Origin of the sequence: Corallococcus sp. NCSPR001 (assembly GCF_017309135.1) — a bacterium.
Classification (GTDB): Bacteria; Myxococcota; Myxococcia; order Myxococcales; family Myxococcaceae; genus Corallococcus.
The window spans coordinates 5,245,293-5,271,678 of record NZ_JAFIMS010000002.1; the positions used below are offsets into that span (position 1 = coordinate 5,245,293).

Here is a 26,386-nt window from a genome sequence, read left to right on the forward strand (position 1 = left end):
CGTCACGCGTGTCCGCATGGCGCGCCAGCACCAGCGCCCAGGCCGCCTGCGTCAGCGTGTTGAGCGTGAGCTGATGCCGCCGCGCGAAGGACTCCAGCGCGGTGGTGACCGGCGCCGGCAGCGTCACCCTCACGTCGGGCCGCTTCTCGGACGTGGTGGGCCGCACCAGGGACGCCGGCCGCGCCGAGGGCAGGGGCGTGGGCGCCGTCAGGCCCGCGAGCTGCTCACTCCAGAAGCGCTCGTCCTCCCCAGCGTCGCGGCGGTCCAACCACGCGATGTAGTCGCGGAACGGAGGCCGGCCCGCGGGCGGTGGCGTCGTCCCGGCGTGCACGGCGTCGTAGAGGGCGAAGACCTCCTGGAAGAACAGGCCCATGCTCCAGCCGTCCATCAGCAGGTGGTGGTGGCTCCAGAGGAAGCGCCAGCGCGCTTCACCCAGGCGCACCACCGTCATCCGCGACAGCGGCGCTCGCGACACGTCGAAGCCGCGTGCGCGGTCCTCCGACGTGAGCTTCGCCAGCGCGGCCGGCTGCTCCGCCTCCGGCAGGTGGCGCCAGTCATGGACGATGAACGGCAGCGTGGCGTGCGAGTGCACCACCTGGAGCGGCGACTCCAGTCCCTCCCACACGAACGCGGTGCGCAGCATGGGGTTGCGCTCCACGGCCGTCTGCCACGTCCGCTGGAACAGCGCGATGTCCACGTCCGAGTGGCTCGACCAGGCAGCCTGCTCGAAGTAGTAGGCCGCCTCCGGCGTATTCAGGGCGTGGAAGAGCATGCCCTCCTGGAGCGGGGACAGCGGGAACAGGTCCTCCACCGTGGGGCCCTGCGCCGCGAGCACCGCGTCCAGCGCGGCCTGGGACAAGCGGGCCAGTGGGAAGTCGCCGGGCGTGCGCCGCCGCGCGTCCTCCGAATGGCGCTGGGCGATGAGCTCGCGCAGCACGGAGAGGAAGCGCTCCGCCAGCGCGCGCACCGTCGCCTCGTGGTGCTGCTGGTGGCTGTAGCCGAACGTCATCCGCAGCCGGCCCTGGAACACCGAGCCGTCCACCGCCAGCGCGTGCGGCTGCACGGCCCGGGGCTCCACGATGGGCCCCACCGGCTCGTCGCTCATCGTAAAGAGCGTGCTGGCGGCGGCGGTGCCATCGAGCTGGCCCAGGTAGTTGAACGCCACCTGCGCCCGGGGCAGCGCGGCCAGCCGGGCCCTCGTCTCCGGAGGCCCCAGGTGCCGCAGCAGGTTGAAGCCGATGCCGCGGCCGGGCCACGCCTTCAGCGAGTCTCTCACGGCGCGCAACCCGTCACCTGGCGAGCCGCCCTTGGGCAGCCGCAGCAGGGCCGGCGCCACGGACGTGAACCAGCCCACCGTGCGCGACACGTCTACGTCCGCGAACAGCTCCTCGCGGCCGTGGCCCTCCAGGTCGATGAGGACGTCCGGCATCCCCGTCCATTCGCCCAGCGTCCGCCCGAGCGCGGTCAACAGCACGTCGTCGATGCGCGCCCGCCAACCGGTGGGGGTCTCCTGGAGCAACTGCCGCGTCTCCTCCGCGTCCAGCTCCACCGCGACGCTGCTTCGTGACGCGTACGTGTACGGGCCCGGGCCATCCACCGGCAGCGGGGCCACGTCTCCGCGCAGCGCTTCCTGCCAGAAGGCTTCCTGCGCTCCCAGCTCGTCGGACAGGGCGTGCTGCTGGAGCCGCTGCGCCCAGGAGCGGAACGACGTCGTCTTCGCGGGCAGCACCGGCGCGCGCGCGGACTGGAGCTGGAGGTACGCCGTCTCCAGGTCCTCCACCAGGATGCGCCACGACACCGCGTCCACCACCAGGTGGTGGATGATGAGCAGCAGGCGCTGCGGCTCACCGGCACCGAAGTGGAACAGCGCCACGCGCACCAGCGGCGGGGTCGCCAGATCGAAGTCCGCCTGGAGGCGCGCGGCCTCCCGCTCCATCGCGGTGATCCGTGCCTCCGGAGGCAGCATGGACAGGTCCACCTGGGCGAGCTCGGGAGGCGCTTCCACGGGCGCCACGTCCTCCTGGCGCCACGTGCCGTCATCGGCGTGGACGTAGCGCAGGCGCAGGGCGTCGTGGTGCGTGACCAGCGCCTGGAGCGCCCGCTGCAACAGGTCGGCCTTCAGCGGCTGACGGGTCTTGAGCAGCAGGGCGTGGTTGAAGTGGTGCGGGTACGTCGGCTCGCGCTCGAACAGGTCCACCTGGATGGGCGTGAGGGGCACGTCGCCCACCACCGGTCCCTGCTCGGCGAGGGTCGCCTCACCGTCACGCGCCACCGCCGCCAGCGCGCCCAGGGTGGGGTGCTGGAAGAGGTCCTTCACCTGCAACCGCACCCCGGCCTGCCGCGCCCGGGCCACCACCTGGAGGCTGATGATGGAGTCGCCGCCCAGCGCGAAGAAGTTGTCGTCCAGGCCCACGCGATCCACGCGCAGCACCTGCGCCAACACCTGCGCCAGCACCTGTTCCCGCCGCGTGCGCGGCGCGACGTACTCGCGGCGCGAATCGCGTTGGCCCTTCGGCGCGGGCAGCGCCTTGCGGTCCACCTTGTCCTGCGCCGTCAGCGGCAGAGCGTCCAGCGGGACGAAGACCGTCGGCAGCATGTAGTCCGGCACCCGCTGGCGCATGAACTCGCGCAGGACCTCCGGCTCGGGGACGGACGCAGGGACGACGTAGGCAACGAGCCGCTTGTCGCCGGGCGCGTCCTCGCGCACCACGGCCACGGCCTCGCGCACGTCCGGATGCGCGGACAGGGCGGCCTCCACCTCCGCCAGCTCGACGCGGAAGCCGCGCACCTTCACCTGGTGGTCGGTGCGGCCCAGGAAGTCCAACACCCCGTCCGGCCGCCAGCGCGCCAGGTCGCCCGTTCGATAGAGGCGCTCACCGGGGCGCGAGGCGAAGGGGTGGGGGACGAAGCGCTCCGCGGTGAGGTCCGGCCGCGAGATGTAGCCGCGCGCCAGGCCCTCGCCGCCGATGAACAGCTCGCCGGGGACGCCCGGGGGCACCGGCTGTCCGTGCGCGTCCAGGACGTACAGCTCCGTGCACGTGATGGGACGGCCCAGGGGCACGGGGGGCTCCACGTGCGCGGGGTCGGACATCTCGTGCACGGAGGCGATCACCGTCGCCTCCGTGGGGCCGTAGCAGGCCAGGAACGTGAGGCCCGGATGTGCCTCCAGCACCTTGCGCGACTGTGCGGGCGGGATGACGTCTCCGCCCGAGATGAGCCTGCGCACGCCGCGCAGGGCCTCCGGCTTCAGGTCCACCACCTGCGTGAAGAGGCCCGCCGTGAGCATCATCGACGTGACGCCGTGACGCTGGATGACCTGCGCCAGCACCTCCAGGTCCGACGGCGACGTGGGTGGGAACACCACCAACCGCCCGCCGTTGAGCAGAGGCCCCCAGATCTCGAGCGTCGCTGGATCGAACGAGATGGGCGCGACGTGGAGGAACGTCTCACCCGCGCTCATGTCCACGAAGGCCGGGTGGTGCAACAGGCGCATCACCGCGCGGTGCTCCACCGCGACGCCCTTGGGACGCCCGGTGCTGCCGGACGTGAAGTCCACGTACGCCAGGTGGCGCGAGCGCACCCCTGACACCACGGGCGCCGTGGGCAGGTCCGTGGCGCCGAGCTCCTCCACGAAGACGGACTCCACCCCTTGAGGCAGGGGCACCGTCCCGCGCATCGAACGCGTGGTGAGCACCCACTTCGCGGGCGCGTCCTCCAGCATCGCGGCCAGGCGCGGCGCCGGGTAGCTCGGGTCGAGCGGCACGTACGCGCCGCCCGCCTTGAGGATGGCGAGCAGCGAGACGATGAGCTCCAGCGAGCGCTCCAGGCACACCGCCACCAGGACGTCCGGCCCCACGCCGCGCCCGCGCAGCAGGTGTGCCCACTGGTTCGAGCGTGCGTCCAGCTGCGCGTACGTCAGGTGCGCGTCCCCGAACTCCACCGCCACCGCGTCCGGACGCAGCGCGACCTGACGGGCGAAGAGGTCCGGCAGCACGGCGTCGCGCGGGATGTCCTGGAAGGTGTCGTTCCACGAGCGCAGCACCCGCTGGCGCTCCGTCTCATCCATGAGCGGCAGCAGGGCGACGGGCGTCTTGGGATGGGCCACCACCTCGCGCGCCAGGGTCACCATGTGCCCGGCCAGGCGCTCCATGGTGGACGCGTCGAAGAGGGCGGTGGCGTACTCCAGGCTGCAACTGAAGCCGGCGCGGTTCTCCACCACCTCCATGCCCAGGTCGAACTTGGACGTGCCGGTCGGCACCTCCACCTGGGTCAGCTCCAGACCCGCCGGGCGGGCCTTGCCCTCCGGCGTGTTCACCAGGTTGATGCTCGCCTGGAACAGCGGAGTGCGGCTCAGGTCACGCGGCAGCTGCATCGCGTCCAGCACGCGCTCGAAGGGGGCGTCCTGGTGCGCGAAGGCTTCCAGGGCCTGGGTGCGCACGCGGCCCAGCAGCTCCACGAAGGACGGCATGCCGGACAGCCGCGAGCGGAAGGGCAGGGTGTTGATGAAGCACCCCATCAGCATTTCAAGCTCCGGCCGTGTGCGGCCCGCGATGGGCGTGCCCACCACGAAGTCCTCCTGGCCGGAGTAGCGCGACAGCACCGTCTGGAAGAGCGCCATCAGCACCATGAACGTCGTGGCGCCATGCTTGCGGCCCAGCGCGAGCATCGGCGCGGACACCTCCGACGGCAGGAGGAACGTGTACCGCGCGCCCGCGTACGACATCACCGCCGGACGAGGCCTGTCCGTGGGCAGCTCCAGCGGAGGCGCGCCGGTCAGGTGGTCCTTCCACCAGGCCACCTGCTTCTCCATCACGCCGCCTTCCAGCCACGCGCGCTGCCACACGGCGTAGTCCGCGTACTGCACCGGCAGCTCCGGCAGCGGCGACGGCTGGCCCGCGCGGAACGCGGTGTAGTTCACCGTCAGCTCATGCGCGATGACCATGGTGCACCACGCGTCGGACACGGCGTGGTGGAAGGTGACGAACAGCACGTGCTCCCGGTCCCCCAGGCGCAGCAGTGCCCCGCGCACCACGTCCTTCTCCAGGTCGAAGGGTTGGCGGATGGCCTCCTGGCAGAAGCGGTGCATCGCCGCCTCCCGGGCCTCCGGCGTGTCGCCGGGCGCGTCCCAGTGCTGGAGCGGCAGGCCGCGAGGCGGGTGGATGACCTGCACCGCGTGGTCCCCCTCCAGGGAGTACGTGGTGCGGAGCACCTCGTGGCGGACCACCATCATGTCCAGCGCGGTCTGGAGCGCGTCCCTGTCCAGCTCGCCCGTGAGCCGGAAGATGGCCGGGTTGTTGTACGCGCTGCTCGTGGGCTCCAACTGCTGGAGATACCAGAGGCGCTGCTGCGCGAAGGACAGGGGCAGCGGCTGATCCCGGCTCACGCGAGGGATGGGCGGCGGGCCCAGGTTCACCACCGCCGGGGCGGCGGGCGCCACCGGACGCGGCGCCTCCACGACGGCGGGACGCGCCACGGGCGGAGGGGGGAGGCGGGACGGTGACGCCACGGGCTCCAGCCGGCCATCCCCGCGCATGCGGGCGTGGCGGCCGGTGCGGAACAGCTTCGCGGAAGCCTCGCGAGGGTGCGGCACCAGACGCCGGTGCTCTTCATCACCCGCGCGCCACAGCGCTGTGGGGAGCCCCGCGCCCGCGAGGGCCAGCTCGCCCACCACACCCGCGGGCACGGGCTGACCGGCCGCGTCCAGCACCCAGGCCTGGAGGTTCGCGGGGATGCGCTCCGCCAACGTGCGCGGCAGCAGCGCGCCCTCCTGGGCATCACCGGACAGCCACACCTCCACGCCCGCGGCCCGGTGCAGCGCCGCGCCCAGCTCCACCGACGCGCCCTCCAACACCAGCGCGCCCACGCGGGACAGGGACTCACGCGCTCCGGGCAGTTCGCTCAGCGAACGCGCCAGCCGGGCCGACGTGTGCAGCAGCACCGCGCCGGACTGACGCGCCAGCTCCAGCAGGCCTTCGACGCCCGCCTCCGCCTCCACCAGCACCTGCTCCTGGCGGGCGGCGGCCTCCGCGTCCATGCGCTCGCGCACCACGGCCAGCCGGCGCAGGCCGTCCAGTACCACCGGCGTGTCCAGGCCGAAGTCGATGAGCGCCGCCACCTCGTCCACGTCCGCCGCGCGCACGTCACGCAGCCGCCGCATCGCGCTGTCCACCGTGCCCAGCAGGCCGGTGTTCTTCGCGTGGTTCTCGAACGTGCGCTCCAGCACCGCGTTGATGTCGTCCGGCGACAGCTTCTGGACGTCGGTGATGCCCTGCGCCTGGAGCAGCGACGTGCTGATGTCCACGGAGCTTCGGAAGTAGCCGAGCAGCGGCTGGCGCACCGTGCGCAGCACCTCCTGCTCGTCGTCGCCCAGGTACGTGTGCAGCATGCAGGTGATGTGGCCGCGGCCCGGGTGCCCGTTGCGGCGCCACGCGTCGCGATACAGCGCCACCTTCTGCTTCAGCTCCTCCAGCGAGTGCGACAGCAGGCCCGTGAGCACGCCCGCGCCCAGCTCGCCCGCCATGCGGAACGTCTCGGGGTTGCCCGTGGCGGTGAGCCACACCGGCAGCTCCTTCTGCACCGGCTTCGGGCGCAGACCGACCTCCGCCGTGCTGCCGGCACCGGCGGGGCGCTTGAAGCGCTCGCCGCGCCACAGGGCGCGCAGCGTGGACAGCTTCTCCAGCAGGATGTCGCGGCGCTTCTCGTAGTTGGCGGGCGCGAAGGTGAAGTCCTGCGTGTGCCAGCCCGTGGCCACGGACAGGCCCACGCGGCCCTGGGACAGGTTGTCCACCACGGACCACTGCTCCGCGATGAGCAGCGGATCATGCAGCGGCAACACCACGCTGCCGGAGCGCAAGCGCAGGTGCTTCGTGACGGTGGCCAGGCCCGCCGCCACCACGGCGGGCTGCGGGTACAGACCGCCGAACGAATGGAAGTGCCGCTCCGGGGTCCACACCGCGGAGAAGCCGTTCGCGTCCGCGAACTTCGCGCCCTCCAGCAGCAGCTCGTACTTGGGCCCGGTGAGCGTGTCCTCGTCGTTGGCGAAGTAGATGAGGCTCAGGTCCATCGCCTTCGCGCGGGGGCCGCCATCGCCCAGGCTCACCAGCCGGGCGGTGATGCGCTCCGGCGGGAACACCACCCGCAGGCCGCGCGTGAGCGCCCACAGGGCCTCCAGATCCGGACGGTCGGAGGACGGCTCGCTCGCGGCCAGCCACGCGCCGCCGTCCGGGGGCGACAGGCGCGTGTCCAGACCGGTGAAGAACTCCGCCAGCTCCCGGTGGCCCAGGGCCCACGCGGGCTGGCCCCGGCCCGTGGGCAGCAGCCACGCGAGGGCCTGCGGCTCCACGTCCACGGCGGTGGCTTCGGTCGCGGCTGGCACGTCCTCCACGTAGACGACGCGCGCTGCATCCACGCGCACGGAGGCCACCAGCGCGCGCGTGGTGACGAGCACCGGCACCGGAGCACCTTCGGGCGCGTACACGGGCAGGTGGCTCAGGTCGGACGGGCCCAGTGCGACGCACGCGCCGCCAGCGCCCAGCACGCCCCACAGCGCGGCCAGCTTCTCCGGCGACGTGCGCAGGCACACGGCCACCGGTGTTCCAGCCTTCACGCCCAGGGCCTTCAACTTCGCGGACAGGGCGTCCGCGCGGGCGCCCAGCTCCGCCCAGGTCCAGTGCGTCTCCCCCTGGGACAGGGCGGTGGCATCCGCGTGGCGTGCGCGCCGCTCCGCGAGCAGCGTGGGCACGGGGACCAGCCCCGGCGTGGCGCGAGGCGTGGGCCAGGCGCGGCGCTCGTCCTCGGTGGCGAGCGGCAGGTGCGCCACCTGCGTGTCGGGGTTCGCGAGCGCCGCGGCGAGCAGGACCTGGAAGTGCTCCATGAGCCGCGCCGTGGTGGCGGCGTCGAACAGGTCGGACGCGTACTCCAGCGCGCCGTGGACGCGGGTGGGGGACTCGAAGAGGACCAGGGTGAGCGCGCTCAGGGTGGAGCCCCACTGCACGGGCGTGCCTGGCACCTCCACCAACGTGGCGCGCAGGCCGATAAGCTCCAGCGTCTCCGAGGAGCTCGCGCCCGTGTGGTAGACGAATACGGAGTCCGTCATGCGCCCCCGGCCGATGTCATGGCCCGGGATGAGCGCCTCCACCAGGTACTCGAAGGGGACGTCCGGGCGCGTCTGCGCGTCCGCGACCTCGCCTCGCACCTGGGCCAGCAGCTCGCGGAACGTGAGCCCTTCGGTGAAGCGCGTCCGGAACGCCTCCGAGTGCGCCACGTAGCCGATGAGCGGCATCAGCTCCGGACGGGTGCGGTTGGCGATGGGCGTTCCGACGACGACGTCCGTCTGGCCGGAGTAGCGGTGCAGCAGCGTCTGCCACGCGGCGAGCACCGTCATGTAGCCGGTGAAGCCCTCGCGGCGCGTGAAGGCCACCAGCTCGTGGGCGAGCGCTGGCGGGAAGTCCAGCGTCATGCGGTGGGAGGAGATGCGGGGCTCGTTGGAGCGGGGCCGGTCGGTGGGCAGGTCCAGCTTGCGCGGCATGCCGGCCAGCCGCTGCCGCCAGCCCTGGTCCTGTTCGGCCAGACGGCCGCTCGTGATGCCCCGGCGCTGCCACGCGCCGAAGTCCGCGTACTGGAGGGGCAGCGGCTTGAGCGGAGACGGCTTGCCCTGGAGGAAGGCGTCGTAGAGCTGGCCCAGCTCCTGGACGAAGAGGGCGATGGACATCGTGTCGCCGACGATGTGGTGGATGCTGGCGATCAGCAGGTGCAGCTTCGTGTCCAGGCGGACCAGCGTGGTGCGCAGCACGGGACCGTGGACCAGGTCGTAAGGCTTCGCGGCGTCCTCGCGGGCGAGGCGCAGCGCCTCGGGCTCACGCGTCTCCATCGGGCCGCGCAGCTCCACGCGGGTGAGGGGCACGCGCATGCGCGCGTGGAAGCGCTGCACGGGGCGGCCGTCCACGGTGTCGTAGGTGGTGCGGAGGGACTCGTGGCGCTGGACGATCTCCTGGATGCCGCGCTCCATCACGTCCGCGTCCAGGTCCCCTTCGAGCCGGAGGACGAACGGGAGGTTGTACGCGGACAGGCCAGGCAGGTGCTGCTCCAGGCGCCAGACGCGCTCCTGCACGAAGGACAGCGGCAGCTCACTGCCGTCACGAGGCAGCGGCACCAGCGGAAGCTCCGTGGAGACCGGCGCCTGGGGCGCCTGGAGCAGCAGGGGTTCCAGGCGTTCGGCGATGCCAGCGACCGTGGGCGCTTCGAAGAGGGCGGCCAGGGGCAGGTTCACGCCAAAGGCCTCACGGAGCTGATTGAGCAGCTGCGCGGCCGTCAGCGAGTTGCCGCCAAGCTCCAGGAAGTCGTCATGGCGGCCCACGAACTCCAGGCCCAGACGGTCGCGCCACAGCGCCGCCACGCGCTCCTCGATGTCGCCCCGAGGCGCGTCAGCGCGGCCGGGAGGAGGGGCAGCGGGCGCGGGTTCCACGACCATGGGAACGGCAGCCCCGTGCGCGGCCTCCTCCGCCTCCGGACGCAGCCCGTGCACCGGGACCCCGTGTGAGCCACCGGCTGGCTCCGTCGTTGCCGATGCGCCCTGGGAGGAGTCGATTGGATCCGCCATCGCCGAGGTGGATTGAGCCGCACTGGCCGGAGCCGACATCGCGGACGCAACCTGGGGGGCGAGGACCGACGCCGTGGCCGTCATCGCCGATTCGCTTTGTGAAACGCCGTTCGGAGCCGTCACCGTTGAGGACGCGCTCTGGGGAGCACTGGTCGAAGCCGACATCGCGGACGCGGTTTGAGGGGCGCGGACCGACGCCGTGGCCGTCATCGCAGAGGAGGCTTGAGGAGCACGGACTGACGCGGTGACCAGGGCCAGGTCGGAAGTCACTTCGAGCACACGCCCGGTGGACGCGGCAGGCGCCAACGGTTCGGGCGCATGATCAGCGGACGCGGCCGGAACATGCGGCGGCCGGACGGTGCCTGCCGAGGGCGGTGCGAACGGCGACGTCGTGGCGCGTGCCCTCGGCTGCACCCAGACCGGCTTGGTCTGGAACGCGTACGTGGGCAGGTGCAGCCTCAGTCGCTGCTCATGCGCGTAGAACGCGCTCCAATCCACGGACACACCCGCGACCCACAGCTCGCCCACGGCCTGGAGCCAGCCCATCTGCTCCGTCGTCTTCCCACCCACCCGCAGCGACGCCAGCGCGACGACGGAGGCACCGCCGCCCTCGGGCCTGGCGACGTTCGCGCGCACCAGCGGCGTCACGTCCTGTCCCGGGCCCACCTCCAGCAGCACCGTGCAGCCATCCGCCTGGAGTGCCTCCACCGCGCGGGTGAAGCGCACCGGCTGACGCATCTGCTCCGTCCAGTAGTCCGGCGCCGCCAGTTGCCCGGGCTGCACCACCGCCCCCGTGAGGCTGGACACGTAACGCACCGCCGGCTCCGACCAGCGCAGCGTGCCCACCACGCGCGCCAGCTCCGGCATCAACGGCTCCACGTCCGCGGAATGGAACGCGTGCGGCGCGGGCATGCGCACCGCTCCGGCCTTCAGGCCCTTCAGCTCGGCCTCCAGCCGCTCCACTTCCTCGACCGGACCCGACACCACGCAACGGTCCGGAGCGTTCACCGCCGCTACCGACAGCCGGCCCGACACCAACGACTGGACGCGCTCCACGGGCAGGGCCACCGCGAGCATCGCGCCCGGCGGCATCCGGTGCATCAGCTCCCCGCGAACCACCGCGAGGCGCATCGCGTCCTCCAGGGACAGCGCCCCCGCGACACACGCCGCCGCGTACTCACCGAAGCTGTGTCCCATCACCGTGGACGGCGTGACGCCCAGGTCCTGCCACATCCGCGCCAGCGCCACCTGCACGCTGAACAGCGCGGGCAATGCGACCCGCGTGTCCGCGAGGTCCGCCGAAGCATCGGCCTCGGGCGCCAGCACGGCCGACACCTGGGCCCGCAGCGGCGCGTCCAGCAGCGCAAGGCACGCATCCAGGTGCGCGCGGAACAGGGGCGAGGCCTCCGCCAGCTCGCGCCCCATGGCCAGCCGCTGCGACCCCTGGCCGGAGAACACGAACGCCACGCGCGGCGCCTTGCCCGGGCTCTTCGCCAGCGTCACCGGCTTCTGGAGCTGCCGCGACAGGTCCTCCGTGTCCTTTACCACCACCGCGCGGCGGTACTCGAACGCCTTGCGGCCCACGGCGTGCGTGAACGCCAGATCCGCCAGCGCCGAGTCCCCGACGCCCTTCGCCTCCAACCGCCGCGCCGCCGCCTCCAGTGCCTCCGGCGAGCGCGCGGACAGCACGACGAGCTGGTGGGAACGCGTGGTGGAACCACTCTGCCGCATGGGGGCTTCCTCGAGGATGGCGTGGGCATTGGTGCCACCAATGCCGAAGGAGCTGACCGCGGCGAAGCGAGGCGTCTCGCTCCGAGGCCACGACCGCAAGGTGGTGTTGACGAAGAACGGCCCCGCGTCGAAGTCGATTTGCGGGTTGGGCTTCTCGAAGTGGAGGCTGGGGGGAATCTCCCCATGGTGCAGCGCCAGCGCGGCCTTCATCAGGCCCGCCAGCCCCGCGGCCGTGTCCAGGTGCCCCACGTTCGTCTTCAGCGACGCCAGCGCGATGCGCCCCCGGTGCTCCGCCCCCAGGCCGTACGCACGCGTCAGCGCCGCCACTTCAATCGGGTCGCCCAGCGGCGTCGCGGTGCCATGGGCCTCCACGTAGCCCACGGCCTCCGGTGACACGCCCGCGTTGGCCAGCGCCTGCGACACGACCGCCGCCTGTCCCTGCACGCTGGGCGCGGTGAAGCCGGACTTGTTCCGGCCGTCGTTGTTCAGCGCCGAGCCCCGGATGACGGCGTAGATGGAGTCCCCATCCCGCACCGCGTCCTCCAGGCGCTTGAGCACCACCGCGCCCACGCCGTTCCCGGGCAGCGTCCCCTGGGCCCTGGCGTCGAACGCACGGCAGTGGCCGTCCGGGGAGAAGATGAGCCCCTCCTGCGCCACGTAGCCCGTGCGCTGCGGCAGCGACAGCCGCGAGGCCCCCGCGAGCGCCACATCGGACTGGCCCGTCCGCAAGCTCTGACAGGCCAGGTGCACCGCCACCAGGCCCGTGGAGCACGCGGTGTAGAGCAGCGTGCTCTCACCCGTGAGCCCCAGCTTGAAGGACGCCTTCGTCGGCAGGCTCTCGTGCGTGGCGGTGCCGTTCAGCTCGAAGAAGGACGCCGCGTCCAGCGGCATCGACTGCCGCACGGCCTCCGCGTATCCGGAGGCCGCGGCCCCCGCGTACAGCGAGATGGCGCCGGGGTAGCGCTCCGGATTGACGCCCGCGTCCTCCAGCGCGGCCCACGCCGTCTGGAGGAACAGCCGCTGCTGCGGATCCGTGAACTGCGCCTCGCGCAGTGACATGTCGAAGAACGCGTGGTCGAACCCCTCCACGTCGTCCAGGACACCCGCGGCCGGAACGAACGCCGGGTGGTACCAGAGCTCGAACCCCTCGGGCAGGGAGGGCAGGTGCTCCAGCTCCTCGGGGGAGAAGCGCGTGATGGACTCCACGCCCTCGCGCAGGTTGCGCCAGAACGCCTCCACCGTCCCCGCGCCGGGAAAGCGGCCCGCCATGCCGACGATGGCGATGGAGCCGGACGCGCCCGGCTTCGACGCCTCGCGCGGTCGGTGGCCCGGTGCGGTGGGCGACGGCGCGGGTGAACCGGGGGACCGCGACTCATGCTCCAACCGCTGGGCGAGCGACTCCACCGTGGGATGTTCGAACAACCAGACCACGGGCACGTCGCGGCCCAGCGCCTCCTTCAGGCGCGAGGCGAGCCTCATCACGGACAGCGACGTTCCACCCAAATCGTTGAACAGGTGGTCCTGCGTGCCCACGCGGTCGGCCCCCAGCTCACGGGCCCACGCGGCGGCGATCTGCTCCTCCAGCGGATGGGACGGTGCCACGTAGCGCTCGCTCCGGCCGGTGGCCTCCGAGTCCGGAGCGGGCAGGGCCTTGCGGTCCACCTTGCCGCTGGGGTTCAGGGGCAGGGTGGGGAGCGCCACGAAGAGTGACGGCACCATGTAGTCGGGGAGCTTGCGGCGCAGGGCCTCGCGCAGCCGCGTGGGCTCCAGCACCTGACCCGGGCGAGGCATCGCATAGGCGACGAGCCGCTTGTCGCCGGGCACGTCCTCGCGCACCACCGCCGTGGCCTCGTGCACTTCGGGCAGCTCGCGCAGGGCGGCTTCCACTTCCGGAAGCTCGATGCGGAAGCCGCGTACCTTCACCTGGTGGTCCGTGCGGCCCAGGAAGTCCAGCGTCCCATCCGCGCGCCAGCGCACCCGGTCGCCCGTGCGGTACAGCCGCGCCCCCGGCTTCGTGCCCCAGGCATCCGGCACGAAGCGCTCCGCCGTCAGGTCCGGCCGCGACACGTAGCCCCGGACCACGCCATCACCGCCGAGGAACAACTCCCCCGGCACGCCCACCGGCACCGGCTGGAGCCGCGCGTCCAGCACGTACGCCGTGGTGTTCGCGAGCGGCGCGCCGATGGGCACCGACGCGCCCGCCTGCTCCGGCCGCTCCACCGTGAAGAACGACGCGGCCACGGAGCATTCACTGGGGCCATAGGCGTTGATGACGGACCGGCCTCGGAGTTCCACCGCGCGGCGCACATGCGGGGCGGAGATGACGTCGCCCGCCACGTGCACTTCGCGCAGCCGCACGAGGAGGTCCGGCCGGTGCTCCACCAACTGCGAGAAGAGCCCCGACGGCAGGTGGGCGAAGCCGACCGCGTGGCGCTCCACCACGCGCGCGAGCGTGTCCATGTCTCCGGCGGGGACGTTGCCAGGGAAGATGACCAGCCGGCCGCCGTGCAGCAGCATCGTCCACAGCTCCATCACGGAGCCATCGAAGGACAGCGGCGCGAAGAGCATGCCCGTCTCGCGCTGACCGACGCGCGAGTAGGGCTCGGCGTGCACGAGGCGCAGCACGCCGCGATGTTCGTTGGCCACTCCCTTGGGGCGCCCGGAGCTGCCGGAGGTGAAGATGACGTAGGCCAGGTTGCGAGGCCCGACGGTGACCTCCGGCGCGGCGACGGGCTGGTCGTCGAGCGCCAGCGCGTCCACGAAGACGCAGGCCAGGGACGCGTCGGGCACATGCAGCCGCTCACGCAGCGCGCGCGTGGTGAGCAGCATCCGGGGCCGGGCGTCCTCCATCATGAGCGCCAGCCGCCGCGCGGGGTAAGACGCGTCCAGCGGGACATAGGCGCCGCCCGCCTTGAGGATGGCGAGCACCGTGACGACGAAGTCCACGGAGCGCTCCATGCACACCGCCACCGGCACGTCCGGGCCCACGCCCCGAGCACGGAGGAAGTGCGCGAGCGGATTGGCCCGCGCCTCAAGCTGCGCGTACGTCAGGCGAAGGTCCCCGTCCTCCACGGCGACGGCGGCCGGAGTCCGCGCTGCCTGGAGCGCGAACTGCTCGGGGATGGTCCCGCCAGAGGGGTAGTCGAGGGCCGTGTCGTTCCACGCGGTGAGCACCTGGTGGCGCTCCGCGTCCGTCATCCAGGGCAGCTCGTGGATGGACGTCCCAGGGGCCGCGATGGCGGCCTCCAGCAGCACGCGGAGGTGGCCGGCCAGCCGCTCCACGGTGTCCGCGTCGAACAACTCCGTGGAGTACTCCAGCCAGCCCTCGAAGCCGTGGGGGGACTCCGCGAGCGACAGCGTGAGGTCGAACATGGACGTGCCGGTGTGCACGTCCAGGAGCCGGGACTGGAGCCCTTGCAGGACGGGCGCATCCACACGGGCACCCTGGAGGTTGAACATCACCTGGAACAGCGGCGTGTGCCCCAGCTCGCGAGGGGGCTTGAGGGCCTCCACCACGCGCTCGAAGGGCACGTCCTGGTGCGCGTACGCCCCCAGCGCCGTGTCCCGCACGCGGCCCAGGAGCTCCCGGAACGAAGGGGCACCGGACAGTCGCGTGCGCAGGACCAGCGAGTTGACGAAGAGGCCGACGAGCCCCTGGAACTCCGCGCGCTGGCGGCCCGCGATGGCCGTGCCCACGCTGATGTCGTCCTGGCCCGAGCGGCGGGCGAGCACGGTCTGGAAGGCCGCGAGCAGGACCATGAACGGCGTGACGCCTTCGCGCTCCGCCAGCCTCCGGACCGAGTCCGCGAGTCCCGCCTCCAGCACCACCGGGACGCGAGCACCCGAAGATCCACGCCGCGAGGGACGCGGCCGATCCGTGGCCAGCTCCAGCAGCTGGGGAGCACCGGCGAGCTGCGTCCGCCAGTAGTCCAGCCGCGACTCCAGCGCGGCGCCGTCCAGCGAGTCGCGCTGCCAGTCGGCGGCGTCGGCGTAGTCCAGGGGCAGGGCGGGCAGGGGTGACGGACGGCCCTCGCGCAGCGCCGAGTAGAGGGCGGAGACCTCGCGCACCAGCACGGCCATGGACGTCGCGTCCGACACGGCGTGGTGCATGACGAGCACCAGCACATGGGTCCGCGCATCCAGCGTGAGCAGCGTGGCGCGCACCAGCGGTCCGCGCTCCAGGTCGAACGGGCGGCGGGCCTCTTCGTGGGCCATGCGGAGCGCCTCGGCCTCGCGGGCGTTGGCGGGCAGGGACTCCAGTGACACGCGCGTCAGCGGCAGGGACGCATCCTCGGAGATGACCTGCCGGGGCTGTCCCGGAGCCTCACGGAAGGAGGTCCGCAGTCCCTCATGCCGGGCCGCGAGAGCCACGAGGCTCCCCTCCAGCGCGGCCACATCCAGGTCGCCCTCCAGGCGCACGGCGGCGGGCAGGTTGTAGGACACGTCACCCGGGGCGTACCGGGACAGGAAGAACAACCGGGCCTGCGAGGACGACGCCTCACGGTCGCTTCCCACGTCCCTGCGGCGGGGCGCGGGGCCCGCCGCGTCTCGGAGCGAGGCCAGCCTGTGCGCCAGGGACGTGATGCTCGGTCCCTGGAGCAACCACTCCATGGGCACCGTCAGCCCGGTGCCCGTGCCCACTTCGTGCGCCAGATCCACCGCGCCCAGCGAGTCCAGCCCGTAGCGAGTCACCGGAGCATCGACGTCGATGTCCTCACGAAGCATCCGCACGTGCCGGGCCACGACGTCGCGCAGCCACGCGACCAGCGCTGCCTCGTCCGGATTCGCGGGCAGGCCCACGGAGCCGGGCACCGCTTCGCGCACTTCCGAACCAGCGCCAGGAGAAGTAGAGCTGACGGCTCGGCCCTCATGACCCGCCGACGGACCAGACGAGGCCAAAGGCCTGGTGGCCCCAGTCGCGCCAGAGCCCAGGACGGCTGAAGCAGCGGCTCCAGAACCGGAAGCGGCGGCTCCCGAATCAGCGGCTTCAGTCGAAGCCACCAGCACAGACGCGCTGATGCTCGCTGCTGTGTCGGACCTGGGCCTGCCGTCGCCCGGAATGGATGCAGCGCGGGCCTCAGTCGAAGCCCCCAGTCCAGATGCACCGAAGCCTGGCGCCGCGGATGAAGCGGGGAGGGGAGCCCGAGCCGTGCCGCCTGGCGGCACCGCCCGCCACGCCGTCACCTCCTGCAACGTCCCCGCGAGGAAGGCCGCGCGGCACGCATGCCGCTGCACCTTGCCGCTGGACGTCTTCGGCAGACTGCCCGGCTCAATCAGCACCACCGCGTGCGCCTGTACCTCGTGCGACTCCGCCAGCCGCTGACGGAGGGTGCCCACCGCCGCGTCCGCCGCCGCCAACTGCTCACGCAGTCCGCCCAGCCGCCGCACGTCGATTTCCTGCACGACAACCGCGCGCTCCTCGCCCCCCACCTCCACCGCGAAGACGGCGCCGCCCCCGGGCCTCAGCGCCGGGTGCGCTCCCTCCACCGTCGCCTCCAGGTCCTGCGGGTAGTGGTTTCTCCCTCGCAGGATGATGAGGTCCTTGCGCCGTCCCGTGACGTACAGCTCGCCCTCCGGGCGCAGGAAGCCCAGGTCCCCGGTGCGCAGGTACGGCCCGCCGTCCTCATGGGCGATGCGCGCATGGAATGTCTCGCGCGTCGCTTCCTCTCGGCCCCAATACCCCTGGGCCACGCTCGGCCCCGACACCCAGATTTCGCCCACCTCCCCAGGCCCACGCCGCTCCAGCGTCTCCGGATCCACGATGGCGATTCGCTGCGCCTCCAGCGTCCGGCCGCACCCCACCAGCGTGCGCGCCCCAGGCTCCGCCGCGACCACTTCCTCCGCGCGGTGCCGCTCCATCGCCTCGCCCGAAATCGTCACCGACACCGGCGGCGTCGACTTCTCGCCTCCGGAGACGATGAGCGTGCCTTCCGCCAGGCCGTAGCACGGGTAGAAGGCCTCACGCCGGAAGCCACTGGGGCCGAACGCCTCCACGAAACGCTCCAGCGTCTCCGGGCGAATCGGCTCCGCGCCGCAGAAGGCCACCTCCCACCGGCTCAAGTCCAACGCCCGCCGCTCTTCCGGCGTGCTCTTTCGCACGCACAAGTCGAACGCGAAGTTGGGCCCGCCGCTGATGGTGCCCCCGAAGCGCGACACCGCCTCCAGCCACGCCATGGGCCGCTTGAGGAAGGACATGGGCGACATCAACGCCACCGGGAAGCCCCCGTACAGCGGCTCCAGGATGCCGCCGATGAGCCCCATGTCGTGGTACGGCGGCAGCCAGATGACGCCCACGCTGTCCGCACGCGCGCCGAACGCACCGTGGATGAGCGACAGGTTGTGCAGCAGGTTGCCGTGCGTGAGCATCACCCCCTTCGGCGTGCCCGTACTCCCAGACGTGTACTGAAGGAACGCGAGCGACTCCGCGCCCAGTCCCTCCGGTGCCACCCAGTCCCCCTCGCCGCCCTCCGGCAACGCGTCCGTCGCCATCCAGTGCAGCGCACGGAAGTCCGGCGCCTGCTCGAAGACGAAGTCCGACAGCCCGAGGATGCCCGACGTGGTGAGCACCACCGACGCGCGCGCGTCCTGGATGATGGCGCGCAGGCGGGGCAGGGTGCGCTCCAGGCGCATCGGGTCCGGCGGATACGCGGGCACCGCCACCGCTCCCGCGTACAGGCAGCCGAAGAAGCCCGCGATGTAGTCCAGCCCCGGCGGGTACAGCAGCAGCACGCGCTCGCCGTGCGCGCCCCGCTCACGCAACGCTGAAGCAATGCGCCGCGCACGCACGTCCAGGTCGAACGCGCGCCAGACGGTCTCCTCGCCGTCATCTCCGAGGAATGTGTAGAGCGGCGCGTAGGCGGACGACCCTTGGGCAAGGGTCAGCAACAAGCCAGAAAGGCTTCGGGGGGCGAGGTCGGTCACGGGGGGGGCCGTCCAGGTGTCGAAAAATTTCGACACTTCATAGCAGCCCGACTGCTCAATCCCGTAGGCACTCCCGGTGATGGCTCACGGGAGGCCCTGTCTCAGGCGCGGCCGAACAGTCCCTTCAACCACCCCATGAAACCTTTCTGCTTTGACACGACGGAGACGTCCGCCGCCACTTCCGGAACGACCGACGGAGCAGCCGCCACCTTGCGCGCCGCTGGCGCCGCTGCCCCAGGCGTCACAACCGGAGGCGCCGGAGTGGCCGCCGCGGACTCCTCCTGCGCCAGCCGGGCCCTCACCGCCTCCGGCGTGTCGCGGGTGGTGAACGTGCTGACGACCTCGCGCCCCGTGGTGCCTTCCTTCGCGGTCACCTTGAGCAGCGATTCGTTGTTCACCTCGAACGTCACCGTCACCTGCACCGCGCCGCGAGGCTTCTTCGGCAGGCCCGCGAGCCGCAGCGTGCCCAGGTACTCGTTGTCCTGCGCGCGATCGGAGTCGCCCTGGAACACGGTGAGCTCCAGCTCCGTCTGCCCGTCCCGGTGCGTGGAGAGCGTGTAGCTCTTCGCCGCCGGCAGCGACACGTTGCGCTCCAGCACCGGCTTGAAGCGCCCACCCGGCAGCCCCACGCCAATGGCCATGGGCAGCACGTCGATGAGCACCACGCCTTCCAACTGCCCCAGGCTGTGCGCCAGGAGCGCCGCGCCCAGCGCCACGGCCTCGTCCGGGTGCACGCCCTTGCTGGGCGGCCGGCCGAAGAACTTCGTGATCTTCTCGTGCACCAGCGGGAAGCGGCTCTGCCCACCGACCAGGATCACCTCGTCGATGTCCGAGGGCTTCAGCCCCTTGGCCTGGAGCACCTCTTCACAGACCTGGACCGTGCGGTCCACCAGCCCCTCCGTCAGGGCGATCAACTTCTGCCGCGAGAGCGTGACGTCCAGGTCGTACGGCTTGTTGTCGATCATCGTGACGAAGGCCACGTGCACCCGCATCTCGGAGCGCTCGGACAGGGCGCACTTGGCCCGCTCCGCCGCGTCGTTGATGCGCTGCAGGGCCACCCGGTCCCCCTGGAAGGCGCGGCCCGTCTGCCGCTCGAACTCCTGCAGGAGGTACTCCACGATGGCGTTGTCGAAGTCGATGCCGCCCAGGAACGTGTCGCCGCCGGTGGAGATCACCTCGTAGACGGTGTCGTGCAGCTCCAGCACCGACGCGTCGAACGTGCCGCCGCCCAGGTCGTACACCAGCACGCGCTGGTTCAGCTTCTTGCCGTAGCCGTACGCCAGCGCCGCCGCCGTGGGCTCGTTGAGGATGCGCTCCACGTACAGGCCCGCGAGCTTGCCCGCCTCGCGCACCGCGTGCCGCTGGTTGTCGTTGTAGTAGGCGGGCACCGTGATGACCGCCCGGGAGATGGGCTGGCCCAGCTGGTTCTGCGCCACCTCCCGCACCTCGCGCAAAATCAGCGCGGAGATCTGCTGGAGCGAATAGATGCGGTCACCCAACCGCACCGCCGCCTCGCCGGACTGGCCCGCGGCGATCTCGTAGTGGAAGCGGCCTTTGATCTGCCCCACGATGGGCGACGCGTACGGCCGGCCCACCAGCCGCTTGGCGCCGTACACCGTCTGGCGCGGGTTGGTGAGCATCTGCCCCTTCGCGGGGTGGCCCACCACCAGCTTGCCGCGCTGGTTGAACGCGAGGATGGAGGGCACCGTGTTGTGGCCCTCGCGGCTGGGTAGCACCCCGGGCTTGTTGCCGCGCACGAACGCGGCGCACGAGTTCGTCGTCCCCAGGTCGATGCCGATGACGGGCCCCGTGCGGGGCGGCTCCTCGACGCTCAGCCCCAGGGACGCATCCGTCACCATCTCCAGGGCGGGCGCGGGGGCCGGGGAGTCCAGCCGGGCCGGGGCGGCGCCAGACTCCGCGGCCACGGCCTGGGGCAGGGCAGGGGCCGCCGCCTGGACGGGCACGGTGAAGTCCGCCGCGCCCACGCCGTTGGGCACGGGAGGAACGTCCGACTGGGCGTGCGGGAGGATGGCGACCGCGGTCTCCAGGAACCGGCGGGTCGGCGGATCCGCCTCCCCGAACTTCAGCCCCATGCCGGAGATGCCCTGACCCTGCTGGCCCGTGACGAAGTGGACGATGGCCGCCGTATAGAGGAGCCGGTCGCCGCTTGCCAGGCGGAGGTCCAGGGTAACGGCCGTGCCTGGGGGGCGCACGGCCTTGGCGCGCAAATAGATGCCGCCCCGGGTGATGTTGCCCCCGTATTTCGCGAGGAACTCCTCGGGGGTGGCGAAGGGCAGCTTCACCACCAGCCCCACCGCCCCCGCTTGATTCAATTCCGCCAAGGCCCGGTCCAAGTCCCAAAGTGTTGGTGGGACGCCGAGTATCACCTGAAGTCCCCGGGAACGGGCGGCAAAAAACCTTCTTCCGTTGCGCGGCAGCCGCGCAAACCGTATGGACACGCACCCGCCGGGCGCTGGTGCCCCGCGGGGCCTCCGGGAGCCCCCATGTTGAACCCCGATATCCGGCTGGCCCTCACCTTCGACGACGTGCTCCTGCTGCCCGGTGAGAGCGCCGTCACCCCGCGTGATGCCGACCTCACCACCCGCCTGACCCGCAACATCCGCCTGAACGTGCCCCTCCTGTCCGCCGCCATGGACACCGTGACGGAGGCGCGAACCGCCATCGCCATGGCGCAGGAGGGCGGCATCGGCGTCATCCACAAGAACATGACGCCCGAGCAGCAGGCCCTGGAAGTCCTCAAGGTCAAGAAGTTCGAGAGCGGCATGGTGGTGGACCCCATCACCATTGATCCGAAGGCGCCGCTCGCCCGCGCGCTGGAGTTGATGAAGGTCCACGGCGTGTCCGGCGTGCCCGTGGTGCAGGGCAAGCGCCTGGTGGGCATCCTCACCAGCCGCGACGTGCGCTTCGAGAAGAACCTGTCCCAGAAGGTCGAGGACGTGATGACGACGAAGCTCGTCACCGGCCGCGAGGGCATCACCCAGGACGACGCCACGAAGCTGCTGCACGAGCACCGCATCGAGAAGCTGCTCGTCGTCAACGAGTCCTACGAGCTCAAGGGCCTCATCACCATCAAGGACATCGAGAAGCGCCGCACCCACCCGTACGCCGCCAAGGACGCCAAGGGCCGCCTGCTCTGCGCCGCCGCCGTGGGCGTGTCCGCGGACCGCGAGGCCCGCATCGACGCGCTGGTGAAGGCGGGCGTGGACGTCATCGTGGTGGACACCGCGCACGGCCACTCGAAGGGCGTCATCGAAGGCGTGCGCGACACGCGCAAGAACTTCAAGGGCTTCGACCTCATCGCCGGCAACGTGGCCACCGCGGAGGGCACGCGCGCGCTGATCGAGGCGGGCGTGGACGCGGTGAAGGTGGGCATCGGCCCGGGCTCCATCTGCACCACCCGCGTGGTGGCCGGAGTGGGCGTGCCCCAGGTGACGGCGGTGGATGACTGCGCCCGCGAAGCGGACAAGCACGGCATCCCCATCATCTCCGACGGCGGCATCAAGTACTCGGGCGACATCGTGAAGGCGCTCGCCGCGGGCGCCAGCTCCGTGATGATCGGCTCGCTGTTCGCCGGCACGGAGGAGTCCCCCGGCGACGTCATCCTGTACCAGGGCCGCAGCTACAAGAGCTACCGGGGCATGGGCAGCCTGGGCGCCATGAAGCAGGGCGCCAAGGACCGCTACTTCCAGTCCGACGTGGAAGCGGTGAAGCTGGTGCCGGAGGGCATCGAGGGCCGCGTCCCGTACAAGGGCACGCTCTCCATGAACGTGCACCAGATGCTGGGCGGCATCCGCAGCGGCATGGGCTACGTGGGCTGCGCCACCATCGAGGAGCTGCGCACGAAGGCCACCTTCACGCGCATCACGTCCGCCGGGCTCAAGGAGAGCCACGTGCACGACGTCATCATCACCGAGGAAGCGCCCAACTACCGCATGGAGTAGGGCAGGGGACTCTCCCCCGGCGGTGCGCCGGGGGAGGGATGCGGACGGCTACTTGCCGCGGCGCTTGCCGCCGCCCGTGGACGTGTCCTCGGCGGGGGCCGCCGTGGTGGACACGCGCTTCTCCGCCGCGTTGACGCGCTGGAGGAGCGACTCGCGGTCGTCCGGGTCCAGCGTCTCGATGGCCTTCTTCAGGGTGCCGAAGTCCAGGCGGGCCACCGTGACGGTGTTGCCACCCTTGATCTCCTGCACCGTGGGCACGTCCACCAGCTCGCGCAGGTAGGTCTCGAACTCCACCCGGACGTCCGCGGTCTGCTGGATGCAGGTGTCCTTGGCGTTGACCAGGTTCTGGCTGCCCTCGCGGTAGCTCAGGTCCGGGTTGCGGGACATGGCCTCCTCGAAGGTGTGGGTGCGGTCCTTCAGGGAGGAGTAGAGGTTGACGTAGTCCACCAGCCGGTCGGACTCCGGGCGGTTCACGTCGCGCGCCTTGTTGAGGGGCGCGGTGGTGTCGTCACAGGTGAGCTTGGACAGCTGCTCGACCCCGGGCGCGTCCTTCACCGCGACGCTGCGGGTGTCACGCTCCAGACGCTCGTCGGAGGTGATCTCCTTCACGCACCCCGAGGCGGACAGGAGGAGCATGGCTGCTGCAGTGGAAGCGGACAGGCGGCGCACGAACAATTGACGGCCTTTCAGCGTTGATTTCCCGAAGTTTGTAGCGATAAGGGCCCCCACCCGTCAACGACGCCCCCTGGGAGAATCGCCGGTGGACCTGCACTCCGAGAAGATCCTGATCCTTGATTTCGGGAGCCAGTACACCCAGCTCATCGCCCGCCGGGTGCGCGAGCTGGGCGTCTACTGCGAGATCCACCGCCCGGACCTCCCCGCCGCCGACATCCGCCAGTTCGCGCCGAAGGGCATCATCCTCTCCGGCGGGCCGGCGTCCGTGGAAGCGCCCGGCTCCCCGCGCTGCGACCCGTACGTCTTCGAGGCCGGACTCCCGGTGCTGGGCATCTGCTACGGCCTCCAACTGATCTCCAAGCTCCTGGGAGGCCGCATCGACCGGAGCGCCCACCGCGAGTTCGGCAGCGCCGCGGTGGAGGTGCTCGCCGCGCGGGGCCCCTTCGCGGAGTTCCGCCCGGGCGACCAGGTGCAGGTGTGGATGAGCCACGGCGACCGGGTGGACGAGCTGCCGCCCGGCTTCGAGGCCATCGGCCGCAGCGGCAACTCGCCCTTCGCGGCGGCGGCCCACAAGACGAACCCCTGGTACGGCTTCCAGTTCCACCCGGAGGTCGTCCACACGCCGCAGGGCAAGGCCATGCTGCGCGCCTTCCTCTTCAACGACTGCAAGGTGTCCGGCTCGTGGACGATGAAGGGCTTCATCGACGAGGCCGTGGAGACCATCCGCAAGCAGGTCGGTGACGAGGGCCGCGTCATCTGCGGGCTGTCTGGCGGCGTGGACAGCTCCGTGGCGGCGCTGCTCCTGCACCGGGCCATTGGCCCCCGGCTCCAGTGCATCTTCGTGGACAACGGCGTGCTGCGTCAGGGCGAGCGGGCGCAGGTGGAGGCGCTCTTCGTGGACCGCTTCCACGTGCCGCTGAAGACGGTGGACGCGCGCGAGCGCTTCCTGTCGAAGCTGGCCGGCGTCACGGATCCGGAGCAGAAGCGGAAGATCATCGGCCGGGAGTTCATCGCCGTCTTCGAGGAGGCCTCGCGCGACGTGCAGGACGCGGGCTTCCTGGCGCAGGGCACGCTGTACCCGGACGTCATCGAGTCCGTGTCGTGGAAGGGCCCGTCCGTCACCATCAAGAGCCACCACAACGTGGGCGGCCTGCCGGAGCAGATGAAGCTCAAGCTGGTGGAGCCCCTGCGCGAGCTCTTCAAGGACGAGGTCCGCGCGCTGGGCCGCGAGCTGGGCCTGCCGGACGAGATGGTCTCCCGCCAGCCCTTCCCGGGCCCGGGCCTGGCCATCCGCGTGCTGGGCGAGGTGAACGAGAAGCGCCTGGACCTGGTGCGCCGCGCGGACACCATCGTGCAGGAGGAGATCCACAAGGCCGGCCTGTACAAGGAGGTGTGGCAGGCCTTCGCCGTCCTGCTGCCGGTGCAGAGCGTGGGCGTGATGGGCGACGAGCGCACCTACGAGTCCACCTGCGTGCTGCGCGCCGTCACCAGCGTGGACGGGATGACGGCGGACTGGGCCCGCATCCCGTTCCCCATCCTGGAGAAGATCTCCTCGCGCATCACCAACGAGGTGCGCGGCATCAACCGCGTCGTCTACGACATCTCCTCCAAGCCGCCCGCCACCATCGAGTGGGAGTGAGGCGGTAGCGCTTCTCAAGTCACCGCGCGCCGGATGGCCTCCTCCACCGGCGACGTGTCCTCCGGGAGCCGCGCCAGGCTCAGGGGCTCCCGGGGCAAGAGCGGCGGCTGCGCCATGAAGCGCGGCCGCGTTCCCCGGTGCGGTTGGGCCGAGTGCACGAGGAAGGGGTGGCACAGGTACACCGTGCCCGCCTCGCCCGTGGCCAGCACCTCGCGCCGGTGGGCGGACTCCGCGAAACCGTTGGCCGCGAGCTGGCGCAGCGTCAGGCCCGCCTCGCCCGCCGGGCCCAAGAGCCGCGCGATGTCCTGGTGCGAGCCCACGCGGATGCGGGTGGGCGCGTCGTCCTCGCCCACGTCGGAGAAGAGGAAGAGCATGAGCAGCGCCCGGCCCCTGGAGGCGACGTTGGCGCGCCAGTCCATGAAGTCCGGCTTGTCGAAGTCGAAGCCCACGTCGATGTGCCACCCCACGTCGCCCGGGTCCTCGGGGGAGGGGAAGCGCACGGGGAACGTGCCCATGGCCCCGGGCGGCAGCCACCGGCCGGCGCCGACGAGCGCGTCATAGGCCTCGTGGAGCACGGGCGTGTTCGCGGCGTCCACGAAGGGCTTCTGGGTGTACATGCCCAGGCGGATGACGGGGCGGGTCCAGGTGGCGGTCCGGTCCGGGTCGCACCCCGTGTCCCGCCAGAGAAGGGCCCGGGCCTCGTCCGCGACCTCCCGGGGGAAGGCCCCGTCGATGCGAAGGAACCCGTCCCGCATGAACTGCTCGGCGCGCGCGTCCATCTGCCTCCTGTCCCCGGGGGAAGTGCCGGGGCGCCGTGACTTCACTCCAGGTAGCCGCTCTCCCTGACAAACGTCTTCACCGCGGCGGTGTCCGCATAGTCCAGTTCGATCATCCGCTGGAGCGCCGCCTGCTTGTCCGGGGCCTTCGCATGGTAGGCGCGGGCGATCGCGTAGCCCACGTAGTAGCCCAGGTCCGCCACGCCCTCCGCGTTGTCCGGGCCCGACCAGAGCCACGGCGCGAAGCGCGTCGAATCCTGGGCCTCTCGGAACCGCTCGCGCAGCGCCGCGTCGTGCTGGGGGCCGTAGGTGACGTAGGCCAGCGCGGGCAGCCGGCCGGTGACCTGCTCGGCCACGAAGTCCGCCACCCCCTCGTAGACGACCCAGTCCACCAGCACGTCCGCGGGGGCCTTCTGGCGCGTGTGCACGGCCTCGTGGGCGATGAGCAGGTCCATGCCTTCATGCGGGCGGCTCTGGAAGTAGGCCCCCAGGCCCGCGCGCAGCTTCGGTGGCAGCTCCGACACGTCCACCCGCGCGTCGCCGGTGGCCAGCTCCGCCCCCAGCAGCACCCGGCCGTCCAGCGCGGTGCCGCTCGATTGGAGCGCGCCCACGGTGAAGTACACCTCCGTGGTCCCCAGCCGGGGATAGAGGGCGCGGAAGCGCGCCAGCGTGGGGGCCACGCGGGCCACGGCCTCCCGGGCGCGTGCGGTCAGGGGGCGCACGGACTCCCAGAAGCGGGGGTAGTCACGGATGGCGTCCACGTAGCCCTGCGCCGTGTAGCGCCTGGCACGCATGAAGCTGCGCAACCCGGGCGTGCCCCGGTCGATGTAGAGCGCCTGGAAGCGGGCCAACTGCTCGGCGGGCTCCGTCGTGGCCCGCACGGCGTCGTAGGCCTCCCAGAAGTGGTCCACGTCCACCGTGGAGACAACGTCCTGGACCGCGGCGGGGGCGGGCTCCACGGGCGGCCTCGCGGCACAGGCCGTCAGGGCGAGGAGGGTGGGGGACAACAGGGAGCGCAGGCCCATGGGACTCCAGGGGAAGACATGAACGAAGAGGCTGCCCGGTTCGCACCGGACAGCCTCTG

7 protein-coding genes (1 of these 7 running past the window's edge) are annotated in these 26,386 nt (G+C 71.7%); 2 read left to right on the forward strand and 5 right to left on the reverse strand.

Annotated features, from left to right (window positions below; genetic code table 11):
* A protein-coding gene (locus tag JYJ93_RS23170; protein ID WP_242543902.1) for a non-ribosomal peptide synthase/polyketide synthase crosses the window boundary here: on the reverse strand, positions 1–18,217 show its 5' portion. The gene continues 12,878 nt to the left of window position 1, outside the view; only the first 18,217 of its 31,095 coding nucleotides appear in the window; it begins with the start codon at positions 18,215–18,217; its stop codon lies off the left edge, out of view.
* Between the two features lie 134 nt (positions 18,218–18,351).
* Complete coding sequence (locus JYJ93_RS23175) at positions 18,352–20,592, reverse strand: TIGR02266 family protein (protein WP_206794718.1); 2,241 nt, start codon at positions 20,590–20,592, stop codon at positions 18,352–18,354.
* Positions 20,593–20,754: 162 nt separating this feature from the next.
* On the opposite strand from JYJ93_RS23175, the gene guaB reads away from it, so the two are divergent.
* Entirely contained in the window at positions 20,755–22,212 is a 1,458-nt protein-coding gene (guaB, locus tag JYJ93_RS23180) for an IMP dehydrogenase (protein ID WP_206794720.1), read from the forward strand.
* Positions 22,213–22,260: 48 nt separating this feature from the next.
* Here guaB and JYJ93_RS23185 read toward each other — a convergent pair whose 3' ends face one another.
* The gene (locus JYJ93_RS23185) at positions 22,261–22,848 is read right to left on the reverse strand and encodes a hypothetical protein (RefSeq protein ID WP_206794722.1); all 588 of its coding nucleotides are present in this window, start codon (positions 22,846–22,848) and stop codon (positions 22,261–22,263) included.
* A gap of 124 nt (positions 22,849–22,972) precedes the next feature.
* Here JYJ93_RS23185 and guaA point away from each other — a divergent pair, with 124 nt between their 5' ends.
* The gene (gene guaA / locus JYJ93_RS23190) at positions 22,973–24,526 is read left to right on the forward strand and encodes a glutamine-hydrolyzing GMP synthase (RefSeq protein WP_206794724.1); all 1,554 of its coding nucleotides are present in this window, start codon (positions 22,973–22,975) and stop codon (positions 24,524–24,526) included.
* 14 nt (positions 24,527–24,540) lie between these two features.
* Here the strand turns inward: guaA and JYJ93_RS23195 are convergent, their stop codons facing one another.
* Together JYJ93_RS23195 and JYJ93_RS23200 are read right to left on the reverse strand one after the other, a co-directional pair.
* Entirely contained in the window at positions 24,541–25,305 is a 765-nt protein-coding gene (locus tag JYJ93_RS23195) for a phytanoyl-CoA dioxygenase family protein (RefSeq protein WP_206794726.1), read from the reverse strand.
* A 41-nt stretch (positions 25,306–25,346) separates the two neighbouring features.
* Positions 25,347–26,327, reverse strand: a complete 981-nt coding sequence (locus JYJ93_RS23200) for a DUF2268 domain-containing putative Zn-dependent protease (RefSeq protein ID WP_206794728.1) — start codon at positions 26,325–26,327, stop codon at positions 25,347–25,349.
* Positions 26,328–26,386: the final 59 nt, after the last annotated feature.